The organism is Kitasatospora sp. NPDC048365 (assembly GCF_043200835.1).
GTDB lineage: Bacteria > Actinomycetota > Actinomycetes > Streptomycetales > Streptomycetaceae > Kitasatospora > Kitasatospora terrestris.
Genome location: NZ_JBICYJ010000025.1, coordinates 1 through 16343, shown reverse-complemented (window position 1 = coordinate 16343; position 16343 = coordinate 1). Strand labels below are relative to the sequence as shown.

14 protein-coding genes and 1 pseudogene are annotated in these 16343 nt (G+C 74.0%); all 15 read left to right on the top strand.

Annotated features, from left to right (window positions below; all coding sequences use genetic code 11):
* Positions 1 to 55: 55 nt before the first annotated feature.
* The 15 genes and pseudogenes from ACGFX4_RS24330 to ACGFX4_RS24260 all read left to right on the top strand — a co-directional run bounded on the left by ACGFX4_RS24330 (position 56) and on the right by ACGFX4_RS24260 (position 16238).
* On the top strand, positions 56 to 1270 hold the full coding sequence (locus ACGFX4_RS24330) for a sensor histidine kinase (protein ID WP_393078087.1): 1215 nt from the start codon (positions 56 to 58) through the stop codon (positions 1268 to 1270).
* 22 nt (positions 1271 to 1292) lie between these two features.
* Complete coding sequence (locus ACGFX4_RS24325) at positions 1293 to 1982, top strand: response regulator (protein WP_393078084.1); 690 nt, start codon at positions 1293 to 1295, stop codon at positions 1980 to 1982.
* A gap of 141 nt (positions 1983 to 2123) precedes the next feature.
* On the top strand, positions 2124 to 2981 hold the full coding sequence (locus ACGFX4_RS24320; protein ID WP_393078082.1) for a Rossmann-like and DUF2520 domain-containing protein: 858 nt from the start codon (positions 2124 to 2126) through the stop codon (positions 2979 to 2981).
* Complete coding sequence (panC, locus tag ACGFX4_RS24315) at positions 2981 to 3886, top strand: pantoate--beta-alanine ligase (protein ID WP_393078079.1); 906 nt, start codon at positions 2981 to 2983, stop codon at positions 3884 to 3886. The genes ACGFX4_RS24320 and panC overlap by 1 nt, the downstream gene beginning before the upstream one ends.
* A gap of 91 nt (positions 3887 to 3977) precedes the next feature.
* Positions 3978 to 4427, top strand: coding sequence for an aspartate 1-decarboxylase (gene panD, locus ACGFX4_RS24310; protein ID WP_345697735.1), 450 nt, complete (start codon positions 3978 to 3980; stop codon positions 4425 to 4427).
* A 16-nt stretch (positions 4428 to 4443) separates the two neighbouring features.
* Positions 4444 to 6159 carry an L-aspartate oxidase gene (locus tag ACGFX4_RS24305; protein ID WP_393078075.1) on the top strand — a complete coding sequence of 572 codons (1716 nt, stop codon included), beginning with the start codon at positions 4444 to 4446 and terminating at the stop codon, positions 6157 to 6159.
* A 70-nt stretch (positions 6160 to 6229) separates the two neighbouring features.
* Entirely contained in the window at positions 6230 to 7192 is a 963-nt protein-coding gene (gene nadC / locus ACGFX4_RS24300; protein WP_393078072.1) for a carboxylating nicotinate-nucleotide diphosphorylase, read from the top strand.
* Positions 7193 to 7217: 25 nt separating this feature from the next.
* Positions 7218 to 8012 (top strand): type III pantothenate kinase, encoded by a 795-nt coding sequence (locus tag ACGFX4_RS24295; protein ID WP_393078070.1) that lies wholly within the window; start codon positions 7218 to 7220, stop codon positions 8010 to 8012.
* A gap of 204 nt (positions 8013 to 8216) precedes the next feature.
* The gene (locus ACGFX4_RS24290) at positions 8217 to 9641 is read left to right on the top strand and encodes a peptidoglycan-binding protein (protein WP_393078067.1); all 1425 of its coding nucleotides are present in this window, start codon (positions 8217 to 8219) and stop codon (positions 9639 to 9641) included.
* Entirely contained in the window at positions 9638 to 10342 is a 705-nt protein-coding gene (locus ACGFX4_RS24285) for an ABC transporter ATP-binding protein (protein ID WP_393078065.1), read from the top strand. Before ACGFX4_RS24290 ends, ACGFX4_RS24285 begins: the two co-directional genes overlap by 4 nt.
* Before the next feature lie 2 nt (positions 10343 to 10344).
* Entirely contained in the window at positions 10345 to 11613 is a 1269-nt protein-coding gene (locus ACGFX4_RS24280; RefSeq protein ID WP_393078333.1) for an ABC transporter permease, read from the top strand.
* A 129-nt stretch (positions 11614 to 11742) separates the two neighbouring features.
* Positions 11743 to 12411, top strand: a complete 669-nt coding sequence (locus tag ACGFX4_RS24275; RefSeq protein ID WP_393078062.1) for a hypothetical protein — start codon at positions 11743 to 11745, stop codon at positions 12409 to 12411.
* A gap of 249 nt (positions 12412 to 12660) precedes the next feature.
* Entirely contained in the window at positions 12661 to 14376 is a 1716-nt protein-coding gene (locus tag ACGFX4_RS24270) for a hypothetical protein (protein WP_393078059.1), read from the top strand.
* Between the two features lie 127 nt (positions 14377 to 14503).
* Positions 14504 to 16072 (top strand): annotated as a pseudogene (lysX, locus tag ACGFX4_RS24265) (bifunctional lysylphosphatidylglycerol synthetase/lysine--tRNA ligase LysX); the annotation flags it as partial.
* Positions 16073 to 16076: 4 nt separating this feature from the next.
* A complete protein-coding gene (locus ACGFX4_RS24260; RefSeq protein ID WP_345697744.1) occupies positions 16077 to 16238 on the top strand; it encodes a hypothetical protein in 162 nt (53 codons plus the stop codon).
* Positions 16239 to 16343: the final 105 nt, after the last annotated feature.

The window sequence follows — 16343 nt, the reverse complement described above, 5'->3', positions numbered from 1 at the left end:
GGGATCGCCCTCCCGGCGGACCTGGGAGGTGGTCCGGACTCCCTAGGCTTGAAGGGTGCATCGACTCAACGCGTGGCTCCGCCGACACCCGATGGTGGTGGACGCTGCCTGGGCGCTGCTGCTGTTCGCCTTCGGCCTGCTGGTCGCGATCGAGGACTCCGGCTCCCCGGAGGACCCGGTCTCGTCCTGGCAGCACGCGGTGGGCATCGCGCTGGCGGTGGTGATCCCGGCCCTGATGGTGGTCCGCCGGCGCTGGCCGAACACGGTGGCCTCGGTCGGCCTGGGCCTGGGCCTGGCGCAGTGCCTGATGGGCGTCAATCCGGGCATGTCGTCGATCGGCTACCTGGTCTTCACGTACACCGGCGCGGCGTTCGGCTCGAAGTGGACCTCGCGGCTGGCGCTGGCCGCCTCCCTGACGGCCGGTCCGCTGACCCTGCTGCTGATCTCGCCCGAGAACGAGCGCAGCGACGCGCTGCGGGCGCTGTTCCTGGCCGGGCTGCTGACCACGCCGTTCATCCTCTGCTGGGCGTGGGGCCGGCTCACCCGGGTCCGCCGGGCGTACCTGGTGGAGCTGGAGGACCGGGCCGCCCGGCTGGAGCGCGAGCGCGACGCCCAGTCGAAGGTGGCGGTCGCCGCCGAGCGGGCCCGGATCGCCCGCGAGCTGCACGACGTGGTCGCGCACAACGTCTCGGTCATGATCGTCCAGGCCGACGGCGCCGCGTACGTGCTGGACAACTCGCCGCAGCAGGCCAAGGAGGCGCTGGCCACCATCGCCTCCACCGGCCGGCAGGCGCTGGTGGAGATGCGCCGCCTGCTCGGCGTGCTGCGCACCGCCGACACCGCCGAGGAGTACGTGCCGCAGCCCAGCGTGGAGGAGCTGCCGGAGCTGCTGGAGCAGGTCCGCTCGGCCGGGCTCCCGGTGGACTTCGACGCCACCGGCGAGGTCCGCGAGCTGCCGCGCGGCGTGGAGCTGACGGTCTACCGGATCGTCCAGGAGGCGCTCACCAACGTCCGCAAGCACGGCGGTCCGGGCGCCCGGGCCCGGGTCGCGGTGGACTTCCGCGAGCGCGACCTCGAAGTGCTGGTCGAGGACAACGGGCGCGGTTCCACCGCCGAGCAGCTGGCCGCCGGTGGTACCGACGGCCAGGGCCATGGTCTGATCGGCATGCGGGAGCGGGTCGGCATGGTCAGCGGCAGTCTGGACGTCGGTCCGCGGCCGGGCGGCGGCTTCCGGATCCGGGCCGTGCTTCCCCTCAAGGCCGCCAAGTGAAGCAAGAGAAGGAGAGTCTCCAGTGACCATCCGGGTGATGCTCGTCGACGACCAGGAGCTGCTGCGCACCGGCTTCCGGATGGTCCTGCAGTCGCAGGGCGACATCGAGATCACCGCCGAGGCGGGCGACGGGGCGCAGGCGCTGGAGGTGCTCCGGTCGACCGAGGTCGACGTGATCCTGATGGACGTCCGGATGCCGCGCCTGGACGGCGTCCAGGCCACCCGGCGGATCTGCCTCGACGAGGCGGGCAGCCCGCTGCCGGACGCCCCCCGGGTGCTCATCCTGACCACCTTCGACCTGGACGAGTACGCCTTCGCCGCGCTCAAGGCCGGGGCCAGCGGCTTCCTGCTCAAGGACGTGCCGCCGACCGAGCTGGTCGCCGCGATCCGCTCCGTGCACGGCGGCGACGCGGTGGTCGCCCCGACCACCACCCGGCGCATGATCGACCGCTTCGCCGAGGTCCTGCCCACCCCGTCCAGCACGCCGGGCGCCCCGATCCTCGCCCCGCTCACCGAGCGCGAGCGCGAGGTCTTCCTGCTGGTCGCCCAGGGCCTGTCCAACGGCGAGATCGCCGCCCGGCTGACCCTCTCCGAGGCCACCGTGAAGACCCACGTCGGCCGCATCCTCGCCAAGCTCGGCCTGCGCGACCGCGTCCAGGCCGTCGTGCTGGCCTACGAGAACGGTCTCGTCCGGGCGGGAGCCTCCGACTGACCCCTGCGGCGGGCCGTACGATGGTCCGGTACGTCTGGTACCCGCCGAGGACTGGAACGGAAGTTGCACGAGGAATTCGGCCCGCTCGCCGACCCTTTCGGTGATCCGGGAGACCCCGGGAACCGCCCGGGGCGGTTGGCCGTGGGGGTGGTCGGCACCGGCCGGGTGGGGCCCGCGCTGGGCGCCGCGCTGCAGTTGGCCGGGCACCGGGTGGTCGCCGCCTCCGGCGTCTCCGATGCCTCCCGCCGTCGCGCCGAGGCGCTGCTGCCGGGTGTCCGCCTGGTCACGCCGCCGCAGGTGCTGGCCGCGGCCGACCTGGTCCTGCTGACCGTCCCGGACGACGCGCTGCCCGAGCTGGTGGCCGGCCTGGCCGCGACCGGCGCGGTGCGGCCGGGGCAGCTGCTGGTGCACACCTCGGGCGCGCACGGCGTCGCGGTGCTGGAGCCGGCGACCAGGGCCGGTGCGCTGCCGCTGGCCCTGCACCCCGCGATGACCTTCACCGGCACCTCGGTGGACGTGGCCCGGCTGGCCGGCTGCCCGTTCGGGGTGACCGCGCCGGAGGAGCTGCGGCCGGTCGCCGAGGCGCTGGTGGTGGAGATGGGCGGCGAGCCGTCCTGGGTGCCGGAGGAGGTCCGGGCGACCTACCACACGGCCCTGGCGCACGGCGCGAACCACCTGGTCACCCTGGTCGCCCAGGCGATGGAGCTGCTGCGCACCGCGGGCGTCGCGGAGCCGGGCCAGATGCTCGGCCCGCTGCTCGGCGCGGCCCTGGACAACGCGCTGCGCTCCGGCGACCTGGCGCTGACCGGCCCGGTCGCCCGCGGAGACGTGGGCACGGTGCGCAAGCACCTGGACCGGCTCGCTACGGTGTCCCCCGACATCGGGCAGGCGTACCGGGCGATGGCCCGGGCGACCGCGCAGCGGGCCGTCCGCAACGGGTCGCTCAAGGCAGAACCGGCGGCGGCGCTGCTGGACGTACTGAACGAGGAGAACCACTGATGGCACGTGACCGGCGCCCCGCCAAGGCCCCGAAGGCTCCGAAGGTCCGCAAGGCGGAGCTGACCCGTACGGTCGAGGAGTTCGAGGCGGCGTTCTGGCCGGACGAGCAGCCGGTCGACAACGCCGTGGTGATGACCATGGGCGCGCTGCACGACGGGCACGCCGCGCTGATCCGGGCGGCCCGCCGCCAGGTCGGCCGGGACGGCCGGGTGGCGGTCACCGTGTTCGTGAACCCGCTGCAGTTCGGCGCCGGCGAGGACCTGGACCGCTACCCGCGGACCCTGGACGCCGACCTGGCGCTCGCCGAGGAGGCCGGCGCGGACGTGGTGTTCGCCCCGACCGCGGAGGAGATGTACCCGAACGGCGAGCCGCAGGTCCGGCTGGCGGCCGGACCGATGGGCGCCGGCTTCGAGGGCGCGTCCCGCCCGGGCCACTTCGACGGCGTGCTGACCGTGGTCGCCAAGCTGCTGCACATCACCGACCCGGACTTCGCGTTCTTCGGCGAGAAGGACGCCCAGCAGCTGGCGCTGATCCGCCGGATGGTCGCCGACCTGGACTTCGACGTGGAGATCGTCGGCGTGCCGACCGTCCGCGAGGAGGACGGCCTGGCGCTGTCCTCGCGCAACCGCTACCTCTCCGAGGACGAGCGCAAGCAGGCGCTCGCCCTCTCCCGCGCCCTGTTCGCCGGCCGCGACGCCGGTGCCCAGGGCGCGACCGCCGTGCGCGAGGCGGCCACCGCCGCGCTCGCCGAGGCGGACGGCATCACCCTCGACTACCTCGCCCTGATCGACCCGGACACCTTCACCGAGGCGCCGGACGACTTCCAGGGCGAGGCGGTGCTGGCTGTCGCGGCCAAGGTCGGCTCGACCCGGCTCATCGACAACACCGGCGTCATCTGCCGCTAGGCAGATGACAATCAAGCGCAGAATCGTTCGGTAATTCGGTAATTCGGTAAGCAGCAATCCCTCAGGCATGCACTCACAGGAGGCGTGACCCATGCTCCGCACCATGCTCAAGTCCAAGATCCACCGGGCCACCGTGACCCAGGCCGACCTGCACTACGTCGGCTCGGTCACGGTGGACGAGGACCTGCTCGACGCCGCGGACCTGCTCCCCGGCGAGCTGGTCCACATCGTCGACATCAACAACGGCGCCCGGCTGGAGACCTACACCATCGCCGGCCCGCGCGGCTCCGGCGTGATCGGCATCAACGGCGCCGCCGCCCGCCTGGTGCACCCGGGCGACCTGGTGATCCTGATCGCCTACGGGCAGATGGAGACCGCCGAGGCCAAGGCGTACATACCCAAGGTCGTGTTCGTGGACGGCGAGAACAAGATCACCGGCTTCGGCGGCGACCCCGCCGAGGCGCCCGAGGGCAGCGGGCTGCTCCGCGGCGACGCGGCGTACGGTGATGCCAACGGCGCGGCCCAGACCGCCGCGCGCTGAAGGAGCCTGTGAAGCCATGTCCTACCGTCTGACCGCCCCCGCACCGGGCTGGACCACGACCACCGACGTCGTCGTGGTCGGCTCCGGCGTGGCCGGCCTGACCGTCGCGCTCAACGTCCGCAAGGCCGGCCTGAGGGCCATGGTGGTCACCAAGGCGATGCTGGACGACGGCTCCACCCGCTGGGCCCAGGGCGGCATCGCCGCCGCCCTGGGCGACGGCGACACCCCCGAGCAGCACCTCGACGACACCCTGGTCGCCGGCGCCGGCCTCTGCGACGAGGACGCGGTGCGCACCCTGGTCACCGAGGGCCCGGACGCGGTCCGCCGGCTGATCGCCGTCGGCGCCGCCTTCGACCGCGACGCGGACGGCGGGATCCTGCTCACCCGCGAGGGCGGCCACCACCGCCGCCGGATCGCCCACGCCGGCGGCGACGCCACCGGCGCGGAGATATCGCGCGCCCTGGTCGCCGCCGTCCGCTCCGACCCGGGCATCGAGCTGATCGAGCACGCCCTGGTCCTCGACCTGCTCAAGGACGCCGACGGCCACGCCGCCGGGATCACCCTGCACGTCATGGGCGAGGGCCAGCGCGACGGCGTCGGCGCGATCCGCGCCCGCGCCGTGGTCCTCGCCACCGGCGGCATGGGCCAGGTCTTCTCCGCCACCACCAACCCGGCCGTCTCCACCGGCGACGGCGTGGCGCTCGCGCTGCGAGCCGGCGCCGAGGTCACCGACCTGGAGTTCGTGCAGTTCCACCCCACCGTGCTCTTCCTCGGCCCGGACGCGGAGGGCCAGCAGCCGCTGGTCTCCGAGGCGGTCCGCGGCGAGGGCGCGTACCTGATCGACCGCGACGGCGTGCGCTTCATGGTCGGGCAGCACGAGCTGAACGAGCTCGCGCCGCGCGACATCGTCGCCAAGGCCATCACCCGCCGCATGCAGGAGCACGGCACCCTGCACATGTACCTGGACGGGCGGCACTTCGGCGCCGAGATGTGGGCCGAGCGCTTCCCCACCATCCTCGCCTCCTGCCGCGCCCACGGCATCGACCCGGTCACCGAGCCGATCCCGGTCGCCCCCGCCGCGCACTACGCCTCCGGCGGCATCCGCACCGACCTGCACGGCCGCACCACGGTGCCCGGCCTGTACGCCTGCGGCGAGGTCGCCTGCACCGGCGTCCACGGCGCCAACCGGCTCGCCTCCAACTCCCTGCTCGAAGGCCTGGTCTTCGCCGAGCGGATCGCCGCCGACCTCACCGCCCGGCACACCGCCGGCGAGCTGACCGAGCGCACCGTGGACGTCGCCGCCGCCCGCGCCGACCGCCCCGTGCCGCTGCTCGCGCCCGAGGCCCGCGCCCGGGTCCAGCACCTGATGACCACCGGCGCCGGCGTGATCCGCTCCGCGGCCTCGCTGGCCGCCACCGCGCAGGGCCTGGAGCAGCTCGCCGAGGACGCCCACGAGCGGCTCGCCGACGAGAAGCCCGCCGACCCGCGGGTCGAGACCTGGGAGGCCACCAACCTCCACCTGGTCGCCTCCGCGCTGGTCGCCGCCGGGACGCTCCGCGAGGAGACCCGAGGCTGCCACTGGCGCGAGGACTTCCCCGACCGCGACGACACCCACTGGCAGCGCCACATCGCGCTGACGGTGGACCACCAGGGGCGCGGGGAGCTGCGCACCCGGCCCACCCCGGACAGCAGGATCGCGGCACCGGCAGCCGACCCTCGTGGACGCGACTGACCCGCCGTACCCACCGCCTCGCGCAGTTCCCCGCGTCCCTGACGGGTCGCCCCCAAGATTGGAGTTCCCCATGAGCCACGACGAGCTTCCGCTCGCGTCCGACGGTTGCGGCGACGGCTGCGCGTGCGGTGACGGCGAGGCGTACGAGACCGGGCTGGACCCCGCGCTCGCCGCGCTGCTGGAGGAGGCCGGCCTGGACCCGGTCGAGGTGGAGGACATCGCCGCGATGGCGCTGTCCGAGGACCTGGCCGGCGGCGAGGACGTGACGTCGGTGGCGACGGTGCCGGCGGACGCGGTGGCGACCGCGGACTTCACCGCCCGCCAGGCCGGTGTGGTCGCCGGCCTGCGGGTGGCGGAGGCGGTCGTCTCGCTGGTCTGCGAGGAGGAGTTCGAGGTCGAGCGGCACGTCGAGGACGGCTCCGCGGTCGAGGCGGGCCAGGTGCTGCTGAGCGTCCGCAGCCGGACCCGCGACCTGCTGACCGCCGAGCGCAGCGCGCTGAACCTGCTCTGCCACCTGTCCGGCATCGCGACCGCGACCCGCGCCTGGGCGGACGCCCTGGAGGGCACCGGCGCGACCGTCCGCGACACCCGCAAGACCACCCCTGGCCTGCGCTCGCTGGAGAAGTACGCGGTGCGTGCCGGCGGCGGCGCCAACCACCGGATGGCGCTCTCCGACGCGGCCCTGGTCAAGGACAACCACGTGGTGGCGGCGGGCGGTGTCGCGGAGGCGTTCAAGGCGGTCCGCGCCGCGTACCCGGAGCTGCCGGTCGAGATCGAGGTGGACACCCTGGAGCAGATCCCGCCGGTGCTGGAGGCCGGGGCGGACCTGATCCTGCTGGACAACTTCACGCCGGAGCTGATGCGCGAGGCGGTGGCGCTGGTGGCCGGCCGGGCGAAGCTGGAGGCTTCCGGCGGTCTGACCCTGGCCACGGCGCGCGAGGTCGCCGAGACTGGTGTCGACTACCTGGCCGTCGGCGCGCTGACCCACTCCTCGCCGATCCTGGACATCGGCCTGGACCTCCGCAGCTCCTGACCCCTCCGACCGCAGAAAGCAGCCCATGCTCCTCACCATCGACGTCGGCAACACCCAGACCACGCTCGGCCTGTTCGACGGCGAGGAGATCGTCGAGCACTGGCGGATCTCCACCGATCCGCGCCGCACGGCGGACGAACTGGCCGTGCTGCTGCAGGGGCTGATGGGCGCCCACCCGATCGTCTCCGCGGACGACCGGGTGGCGGGGATCGCGATCTGCTCCTCCGTCCCGGCCGTGCTCCACGAGCTCCGCGAGGTGACCCGCCGGTACTACGGCGACGTGCCCGCGGTGATCGTGGAGCCGGGCGTGAAGACCGGGGTGCACGTCCTGATGGACAACCCCAAGGAGGTCGGCGCCGACCGGATCGTGAACGCGCTGGCCGCCAACCACCTGTACGGCGGCCCGTGCATCGTGGTCGACTTCGGCACCGCGACCACCTTCGACGCGATCAACGCGCGCGGCGACTACGTGGGCGGCGCGATCGCGCCCGGCATCGAGATCTCGGTGGAGGCGCTGGGCATGCGCGGCGCCCTGCTGCGCAAGATCGAGCTGGTCAAGCCGCGCAACGTGATCGGCAAGAACACCGTGGAGGGCATGCAGTCCGGCGTGCTGTTCGGCTTCGCCGGGCAGGTCGACGGCATGGTCAACCGGATGGCCAAGGAACTGGCCAAGGACCCGAGCGACGTCCAGGTGATCGCCACCGGCGGGCTGGCGACGCTGGTGCTCGGCGAGGCCGAGGAGATCGACGTCCACGAGCCGTGGCTGACCCTGATCGGCCTGCGCCTGATCTTCGAGCGGAACCGCCCCGCCACCACCTGATGCGATCCGCGACACAGGCCCTCCGCTCCCAGCGGGGGGCCTGTCGTCACATGGGCCGACAGGTGCGGGCCGACGATCCGTCCAGTGGCGTCGAGCGAGGAGGCGGCCCGGTCAACTCGTCTGCCTTCCGAAGCAGTTGGCCGTGTACACTCTGGCCCCGCGCTCCGGGAAGCGGTTGGTGACGGACAGTCAGGTGGTCGGCTCGTGTCAGAGGGATCCGGCGGACTCGCGAAGCGGCGGCGGTTGCTCGTTCTCGTCGCGGCAGGTGCGGTCCTCCTGTCGGGCGGGGGCGTGGCCGCGTCGTTCGGCATCAAGTCGCCCGCCCAGGCCGCCGCGGACGCCGAACCGCCCGCGCCGGACACGCTCACCGCGCCGGTCGAGCGGCGGGTGGTGGTGGACACCGTGGTGACCCGCGGGACGGTGACCGCCGAGCAGTCCTTCGAGGTGGCCCCCACCGGTTCCGCCGGCGGCGGCTCCCGGGCGGTGATCACCAAGCTGCCGCTGGCCGCGGGCGCCCGGGTGGACCCCGGCCAGGCGGTGCTGGAGGTGGCGGGACGGCCGGTGTTCGCGCTGCCCGGCGACGTCCCCGTCTACCGCGACCTCAAACCGGGCGCCACCGGGCAGGACGTCCGGCAGCTCCAGAGCGGCCTGCGGTCGCTCGGCTTCGACCCGGGCGACGACCCCGCGGGCACCTACGGCAGCGCCACCAAGTCCGCCGTCCGGGCGTTCTACGCCGCCCGCGGCTACGAGCCGCTGCCGGCCTCCCCCGACGGGCAGGAACGGACGACGGCCGCCGAGGACGGCGTCACCGCCGCCGAGCGGGCCGCCGAGGACGCCAGGGACGCGCTGGCCGCGGCCCGGAGCGGTCAGGGCACCGCGGCACCGGGCGGGGCCCCTCCGGTCGAGGCGGCCCGGAAGCAGGCGGCCCGGGCGGCGGAGGACCTGGCCCGGGCCAGGAGGCGCCTCGCCGAGGTGGTGGAGGCCAACGGGCCGATGGTCCCCAGCTCCGAACTGCTCTTCCTGTCGGGCTTCCCGGCCCGGGTCGACAGCGTCGCGGGGCGGGTCGGCGGTCAGGTGACCGGCACCGTGATGACCGTCTCCGCCGGGGCGCTGATCGTCAGGGGCGAGCTGGACGGCGCCGACAAGGGGCTGATCCGCGCCGGGCAGCAGGTGGAGATCCTCTCCGAACTGGCCGGCCGGAAGGCCGCCGGCACCGTCGCGGACGTGTCGGACACCCCCGGCCCGGCCACTGCCGCCCAGTCCGGTGCCGGCGGTTCCGGGCAGCAGCCCGCCTCCCGCGCGGGCTCCGGCGGCTACCGGCTCCTGGTGAAGCCCGACAACCCGCTCGACCCCGGGCTGGCCGGCCAGGACGTCCGGATCACGGTCCAGGCCGCGGCCTCCAGCGGGCCGGTGCTGGTCGTCCCGCTGTCGGCGGTCTCCGCCACCGCGGACGGCCGGACGGTGGTGACCCTGCTGCGCGACGGACGGCGCAGCCAGGTCGAGGTGACACCGGGGACGGTGGGCGGGGGCAGCGCCGAGGTCCGCCCGCTGGTGCCCGACAGCCTCGCCGAGGGTGACCGCGTCGTGGTCGGCACCCGGTCGGCGCCGGGCCGGACGGAGGCCCGGTGACCGTGCCCGTCCCCCCGGTCGTGGAGTTCCGGCAGGCCGGGCTCACCTACCCGGGCCCGCCCCCGGTCACCGCCCTCAGGCCCTGCGACCTGACCGTGGACCGGGGCGAGTACGTCACCGTGGTCGGCCCGTCCGGGTCCGGCAAGTCGAGCTTCCTGAACCTCGCCGGGCTGCTCGACGCGCCGACCACCGGCCGCTACCTGTTCGACGGCGTGGACACCGCCCAACTGCCGGACCGGGAGCGCACCGCCCTGCGCGGACGCCGGATCGGCTTCGTCTTCCAGTCCTTCCACCTGCTCCCGCACCGGACCGCCGCCGAGAACGTCGCGCTCGCGATGCTGTACGTGTCGCCGTCCGGCCGCCGGGCCGCCGCGGCACGGCGGGAGCGGGCCGAGGAGGCGCTGGTCGAGGTCGGCCTGGGCCACCGGCTCCGGACGACCACCGACCGGCTGTCCGGCGGGGAGCGCCAGCGGGTCGCCATCGCGCGGGCCCTGGTGAACCGGCCGGCCCTGATCCTGTGCGACGAGCCGACCGGCAACCTGGACTCGGCGACCGCCGAGTCCGTCCTGACCCTGCTCGACGGGCTGCACGCGGACGGGCTGACCGTCGTCCTGATCACCCACGACCCGCAGGTCGCCGCGCGCGGCCGCCGGACGGTGGCGATCCGCGACGGCGAACTGCACGAGACGGAGCGGGAGTGAAGGTGTTCGGGCCGCCCCGACGAGGCCCACGTGGCGCACGCGGCGCACGCGGCACCGACCGGACGGCGCCGACCCGGCTCGCCGCCCGGGACCTGCTGGCGGAGGCCGTGACCGGCCTGCTGCAGCGCCCAGCCCGCTCGGCGCTCACCGCGCTCGGCACCGTGCTCGGGGTCGGGGCCCTCGTGGCGATCCTCGGCCTGACGGCGACCGCCTCCTCCCGGATCGACGCGCGCTTCGACGCGCTGAGCGCCACCGAGGTCACCGTGGAGGACATCGGCGGCGGCCGCCCGGGCGCCACCGGGCTGTCCTTCCCCGCCGACGCCGACCGGCGCGTCGGGCAGCTGAACGGCGTGCAGGCCGCCGGCGTCTACTGGCCGGTCGACCTGGCCGACGACACCGTGCGCGCGGCACCGGTCGGCCCGCGGCGGACCGGGGAGCAGGTGACCGTGGTCGCGGCGTCCGCCGGGGCGATGGCCGCGGCCGTCCCCCACTTCGCCCAGGGGCGGGGGTTCGACCAGTGGCACGACTCGACCGCCCGGCAGGTGGCCGTGATCGGCTCCGGCACGGCCGCCAGGCTCGGCATCACCACCCTGGACACCCAGCCCGCCGTCTTCATCGGCGGCCGGCCGTTCGCCGTGATCGGCATCGTGGACGAGGTGCAGCGCAAGGCCGACCTGCTGCTGTCCGTGACCGTGCCGCGCGGAACCGCGGCGAAGCTCTGGGGCGGGCCGGGCCGGGAACGCGCCAGGATGCTCATCGCCACCCGGCTCGGGGCGGCCCGGCAGGTGGCGGCCGAGGCCCCGCTCGCCCTGGACGCCACCCATCCCGAGTACTTCAGGCCGCTGCCCCCGCCGGACCCCCGGGCCCTGCGCGGCGGCGTGTCCTCGGACCTGAACCAGCTCTTCCTGCTGCTGGCCGGCATCTGCCTGGTGATCGGGACGGTCGGCATCGCCAACACCACCCTGGTCGCCGTCCTCGAACGGGTCGGGGAGATCGGCCTGCGCCGCACCCTGGGCGCCCGCCGGCGGCACATCACCGCCCAGTTCCTCGCCGAGTCCGCCTCGCTCGGCCTGCTCGGCGGGCTGGTCGGCACCTCGCTCGGGGTGCTCACCGTCCTCGGCGTGGCGGTCGGCCGGGACTGGACCCCGGTGATCGACCCGGCGACCGTCGCGGCGGCGCCCGCCATCGGTCTGGCCACCGGCCTGCTGGCCGGTGCCTACCCGGCCTGGCGGGCCGCCCGAATCCAACCCGCGGAGGCGCTCCGCCGCTGAACCGGCACCGCCCTGTCAGACGATCCGCAGATAGGCCGAACCGGGCCTGTCACCTCGTCAATCGCCATAAATCGGACGTACGCCACGTAGTGTCGTGCCATGCCAACGCCACACGGATCGCGAGGCGGCATGGCCTTCAGCGCCGACGAAGTCCGGGTGCTGCGCCGTGTCCTCGCCCAAGCCCTGCACCCCGCCGACCGGATCCAGCCGACCACCGCCACCGAGCTGTGGACCGAGGACGTCCAGGACGCACTGCGGCTCACCGAGGCCATCGACGAGGCGGTGCAGGAGGGCGGCCGACTGCGCGCCTTCCTGCTCGCCGACCTCGCCCGCTACCGCAGCGCGCTGCCCGGCGGCGCGGCCGGCTACCTGGAGCGGCTGGAGGAAGCGGTCGCCGACGGCTACCTGCCCACCCCCGAGGACCTGGCCGCGCTGCGCTCGCTCTCCCGGATGCCGTGCGGCACAGCCGAGCGCTCCCGCCGGTCCCGGCTGGCCGGGCGCTGCCACGCGCTCGCCGAGGCCGAGATCCGCGAACGGCTGTTCCTGACGTCCGGGCAGCGCCACCTCACGGCGGTGCCCAGCCCGGCGCCCGAACCCCTGCCCACCATCCCCGTTGGAGGACGGATCCCGATGAGCACCCAGAAGCCCCCGCCCCCCGCGGACCGCCCCCAGCCCCGCCGCATGCCCACCCCCGCCGAGCTGTTCGGCCGCCGCCCCCAGCCCGCTCCCCACCCCCACCCGGACGACCGCGCCGGCGACGACGAGCGCCCCGAACTCGCCACCGGCACCGACGGCTGACCGTCCGCCGGCCCCGAACCGCCCCGTCGGCCTCCTCCCGGCGGGGTCTTTTCCGTTCCGGGGGTCGCCCTGTCGACAATGCCCCTTCACCTGGCGGCACGTCAGATCACGGCTGGGCAAAACTTCGCATTGATACGAACCTTCCTGTCCCGAACTGTCCGATTCATTTCCGGCCACCCCGCTCCCGGAACCCCTAGGGTCTGCGACGCATCGCCTGTCTGCACATCCTTTGGGGGGACCATGCGCATCGTGCGCACCCGCACGCTCGGGCTGACCGTGGCGGCCGCCGCCGCGGCCGCCACGACCTTCTCCGCCCTTCCCGCGCACGCCGCCGCCGACGAGCTCCGCCTCGAGGTGGCGAAGGCCGTCGCGATCGCGCCCGCGCCGGACAGCGGCGACGCCACCGCGACCCCGCTGCTGGTGGGCGTCAACGGCCACCTGGGCGGGGGCGTCCAGAAGACCATGACGCTGACGTACGACACGACCGGCCTGGCCGGCGTCGCGAGCTTCACGCCGGACACCGGCTGGGGCAGCAAGTGCACGGTCCAGGGCCAGGTGCACACCTGCAGCTTCGCCCAGTACGGCAACGACAAGTACCCGGACTTCAACCACCAGCTGCAGCCCAAACTGACCCCGCTGAAGGGCGTCAAGCCGGGCACCTCCGGCCACATCAGAATCACCGAGACCTGGGACGGCGGCCCGGTCAACACCGCGGACACCACGGTCTACGTCGGCGGCCCCGACCTGCAGTTCGTGACGGACGCGCAGAACCCGGAGAACGTGGAGGCCGGCAAGCCCGGCTCCACCGTCAAGCAGGTCTTCAGGATCACCAACAAGGGCACGGTGGAGAGCGGCCGGCTCGTCCTGGTGGTGAACGCCTCGACCAGCCTCACCTTGAAGCAGCGCTTCGCCAACTGCGAGTACGCCCACCGCGGCGCCGGCGACAACGGCCAGTACTCCTGGACCGACGAGGACGTGGCGATCTGCGCCATCGACACCTCGGTCAAGCCGGGCGAGACGGTCACCGTCGACCCGATCGAGCTCGGTCTCGGCGCCGACGCGCTCTACACCGACGTCGAGGTCCTCGCGCTCTCCGACGAGGGCGACGGCACCGAGTGGTGGCGCAAGAACCTCCACTTCGAGCCGGTGAAGAGCGGCCCGCGCCTGACCGTCGGCAAGCCGGAGACCCCGGGCGCCAAGTCCGGCCCGCCGAACGTCGGGCCGTACTCGCACAACACCCTCATCGTCCAGTACCACGCCGACAGCACCGCGGACTTCGCGGCGCAGGGCGGCTGGGCGCCGACCGACGGCGGCAAGAAGGGCGTGCTGACCATCGGCGCGCACAACGCCGGCCCGGCCTCGGTGGGCTACCTGCGCAGCGGTGAGCCGGTCGCCCAGATCCTGGTCAAGCTCCCGGCCGGTGCCGCGGTCTCCGGCAAGCTGCCGGAGGGCTGCGGAACCCCGAGCGACCAGCCGAACACGGTCAACTGCAGCACCGACATGTGGCTGCCCAACGGCGGCCAGCGCGTCTTCGCGCTCCCCCTGACGGTGAGCGACCCGGCGTCCGCCCCGAAGGCGAAGGTCGGCCTCACCACCTCGGAGGGCACCTACAACGGCGGCAAGTACCTCGACCTGCCGTTCGACCGGAACAGCGCCAACAACACGGTCGACGTCGCCCTCGGCAGCAAGCCCAGCGGCAGCGTGCCGACCGGCCCGACCGCGCACCCAACGCCGACCGACCCCCAGCCGACCCGGCCCCGGCCGAGCGGCTCGGCCTCCGGCTCCGCCCACCCGTCCGCGTCGGCCACGGCGAGCGGCACGGCGGCGCACACCGGCGGCAACCTCGCCTCCACCGGCGCCTCCGGCATCGGCCCGATGGTCGGTGGCGGCATCGCCGCGATCGCCCTCGGTGGCGGCGTGATCGCCCTGGTGGCCCGCCGCCGCAAGGCCGGCGCGCACCAGTAGCACCCGCCCGACCCTCCGGTCGCCGGCCCCCGGGACGCCCTCGCGGCTCCCGGGGGCCGTTGCGCCGCAGGGGTAATCCCGTGGCGGGAGTGCCCGTGAGCCTGGCTACCCTTGTGGGGTGAGCGATCAGAGCAGCGTCCCCCAGGCCGACGACCTTCCGGAGCAGATGCGCGTCCGGCGCGAGAAGCTGGACCGGCTCCGGGCGGCCGGCATCGACCCGTACCCGGTCGGTTTCCCCCGTACCTCCACCATCGCGGACCTGCGCGCCAAGCACCCCGACCTGGAGCCGGACACCGCCACCGGCGAGCGGGTCGGCATCACCGGCCGGGTGATCCTGGCCCGGACCGGCGGCAAGCTGTGCTTCGCGACGCTCCGCGACGGCTCCGGCGACCTGCAGGTGATGCTCTCGCTCGACAAGCTGGGCGAGGAGCGACTGGCCGCCTGGAAGGCCGACATCGACCTGGGCGACCAGGTGGGCGTCGAGGGCGAGGTGATCACCTCCCGCCGCGGCGAGCTGTCGGTGATGGTGGACCGCTGGGAGCTCACCGCCAAGTGCCTGCGCCCGCTGCCGGAGAAGCACAAGGGCCTGACCGACCCGGAGGCCCGGGTCCGCCAGCGCTACGTGGACCTGATCGTGAACCCCGAGGCGCGCGAGATGCTGCAGCTGCGCACCAAGGTGGTCCGCTCGATCCGCCGCACCTACGAGGACCGCGGCTACCTCGAGGTCGAGACCCCGATGCTGCAGCCGATCCACGGCGGCGCCAACGCCCGTCCGTTCAAGACGCACATCAACGCGTACGACATCGAGCTCTACCTGCGCATCGCGACCGAGCTCTACCTCAAGCGCCTGGTGGTCGGCGGCGCCGAGAAGGTCTTCGAGATCAACCGGAACTTCCGCAACGAGGGCGCCGACGCGACCCACAACCCGGAGTTCACCGCGCTGGAGTCGTACGAGGCGTACGGCGACTACGACACCCAGGCCGAGCTGATCCGGGCGATCATCATCAACGCCGCCCGCGACGCGCTGGGCACCACCGTGGTGCGCGGCCTCGGCCCGGACGGCCAGGAGCACGAGATCGACCTGGCCGAGCCGTGGGAGGAGGTGTCGGTCTACCCCGGCATCTCGGCCCGCCTGGGCGCCGAGGTCACCCCGGACACCTCCGTCGAGGAGCTGCGCCGGCTCGCCGACGGCGCGGGCGTGCCGTGGGAGAAGGAGTGGGGCCACGGCCAGATCGTCCTGGAGATGATCGAGCGCCTGCTGGAGCACCACGCGATCCGGCCGACCTTCATCAAGGACTACCCGACCGAGGTCTCCCCGCTGACCCGCCAGCACCGCTCGATCCCGGGCGTGGCGGAGAAGTGGGACCTGGTCATCTTCGGCACCGAGATCGGCACCGCCTACTCCGAGCTGATCGACCCGGTCGAGCAGCGGGCCCGCCTCACCGCCCAGTCGCTGCTGGCGGCCGGCGGCGACGTCGAGGCGATGCAGCTGGACGAGGACTTCCTGCGCGCCCTGGAGTACGCGATGCCCCCCACCGGCGGCCTCGGCCTCGGGGTGGACCGCCTGATCATGCTGCTCACCGGCAAGAACATCCGCGAGACGGTGCTCTTCCCGCTGGTGAAGCCGGCCGCGAAGGCCGGCGCCGGGACGGACGCCGGGACCGGCGCCGAAGCCGAGAGCTCCGAGGAGGAGTGACCTGATGGACTACGTCAGCGCAATCGTGCCGCCGCTCGTCATGGCGATCGGCTTCGGCTTCCTGGTGCGGGCCATCATCCGCAGCCAGGGCGGTGCCCAGAAGGCCAAGGAGGACGCGGCCGCCGAGGCGCTGGCGGCCCGTTCCGCGGGTGCCGCGGGCGAATAAATCCACGGATCGCACCGGGGGGGGGGGGGGCCCGCGGGGGGGGGGGGGGGGGGGGGGGGGGGGGTGGGTTTTTTGTTTTTTTAATTGGCGGGGTTGAGCGAGGAC

Excerpts from the sequence above, each read along its gene's own strand:
- panC (WP_393078079.1), top strand. The coding sequence starts at position 2,981 with ATGGCACGTGACCGGCGCCCCGCCAAGGCCCCGAAGGCTCCGAAGGTC.
- panD (WP_345697735.1), top strand. The coding sequence starts at position 3,978 with ATGCTCCGCACCATGCTCAAGTCCAAGATCCACCGGGCCACCGTGACC.
- ACGFX4_RS24305 (WP_393078075.1), top strand. The coding sequence starts at position 4,444 with ATGTCCTACCGTCTGACCGCCCCCGCACCGGGCTGGACCACGACCACC.
- nadC (WP_393078072.1), top strand. The coding sequence starts at position 6,230 with ATGAGCCACGACGAGCTTCCGCTCGCGTCCGACGGTTGCGGCGACGGC.
- ACGFX4_RS24295 (WP_393078070.1), top strand. The coding sequence starts at position 7,218 with ATGCTCCTCACCATCGACGTCGGCAACACCCAGACCACGCTCGGCCTG.
- ACGFX4_RS24275 (WP_393078062.1), top strand. The coding sequence starts at position 11,743 with ATGGCCTTCAGCGCCGACGAAGTCCGGGTGCTGCGCCGTGTCCTCGCC.
- ACGFX4_RS24260 (WP_345697744.1), top strand. The coding sequence starts at position 16,077 with ATGGACTACGTCAGCGCAATCGTGCCGCCGCTCGTCATGGCGATCGGC.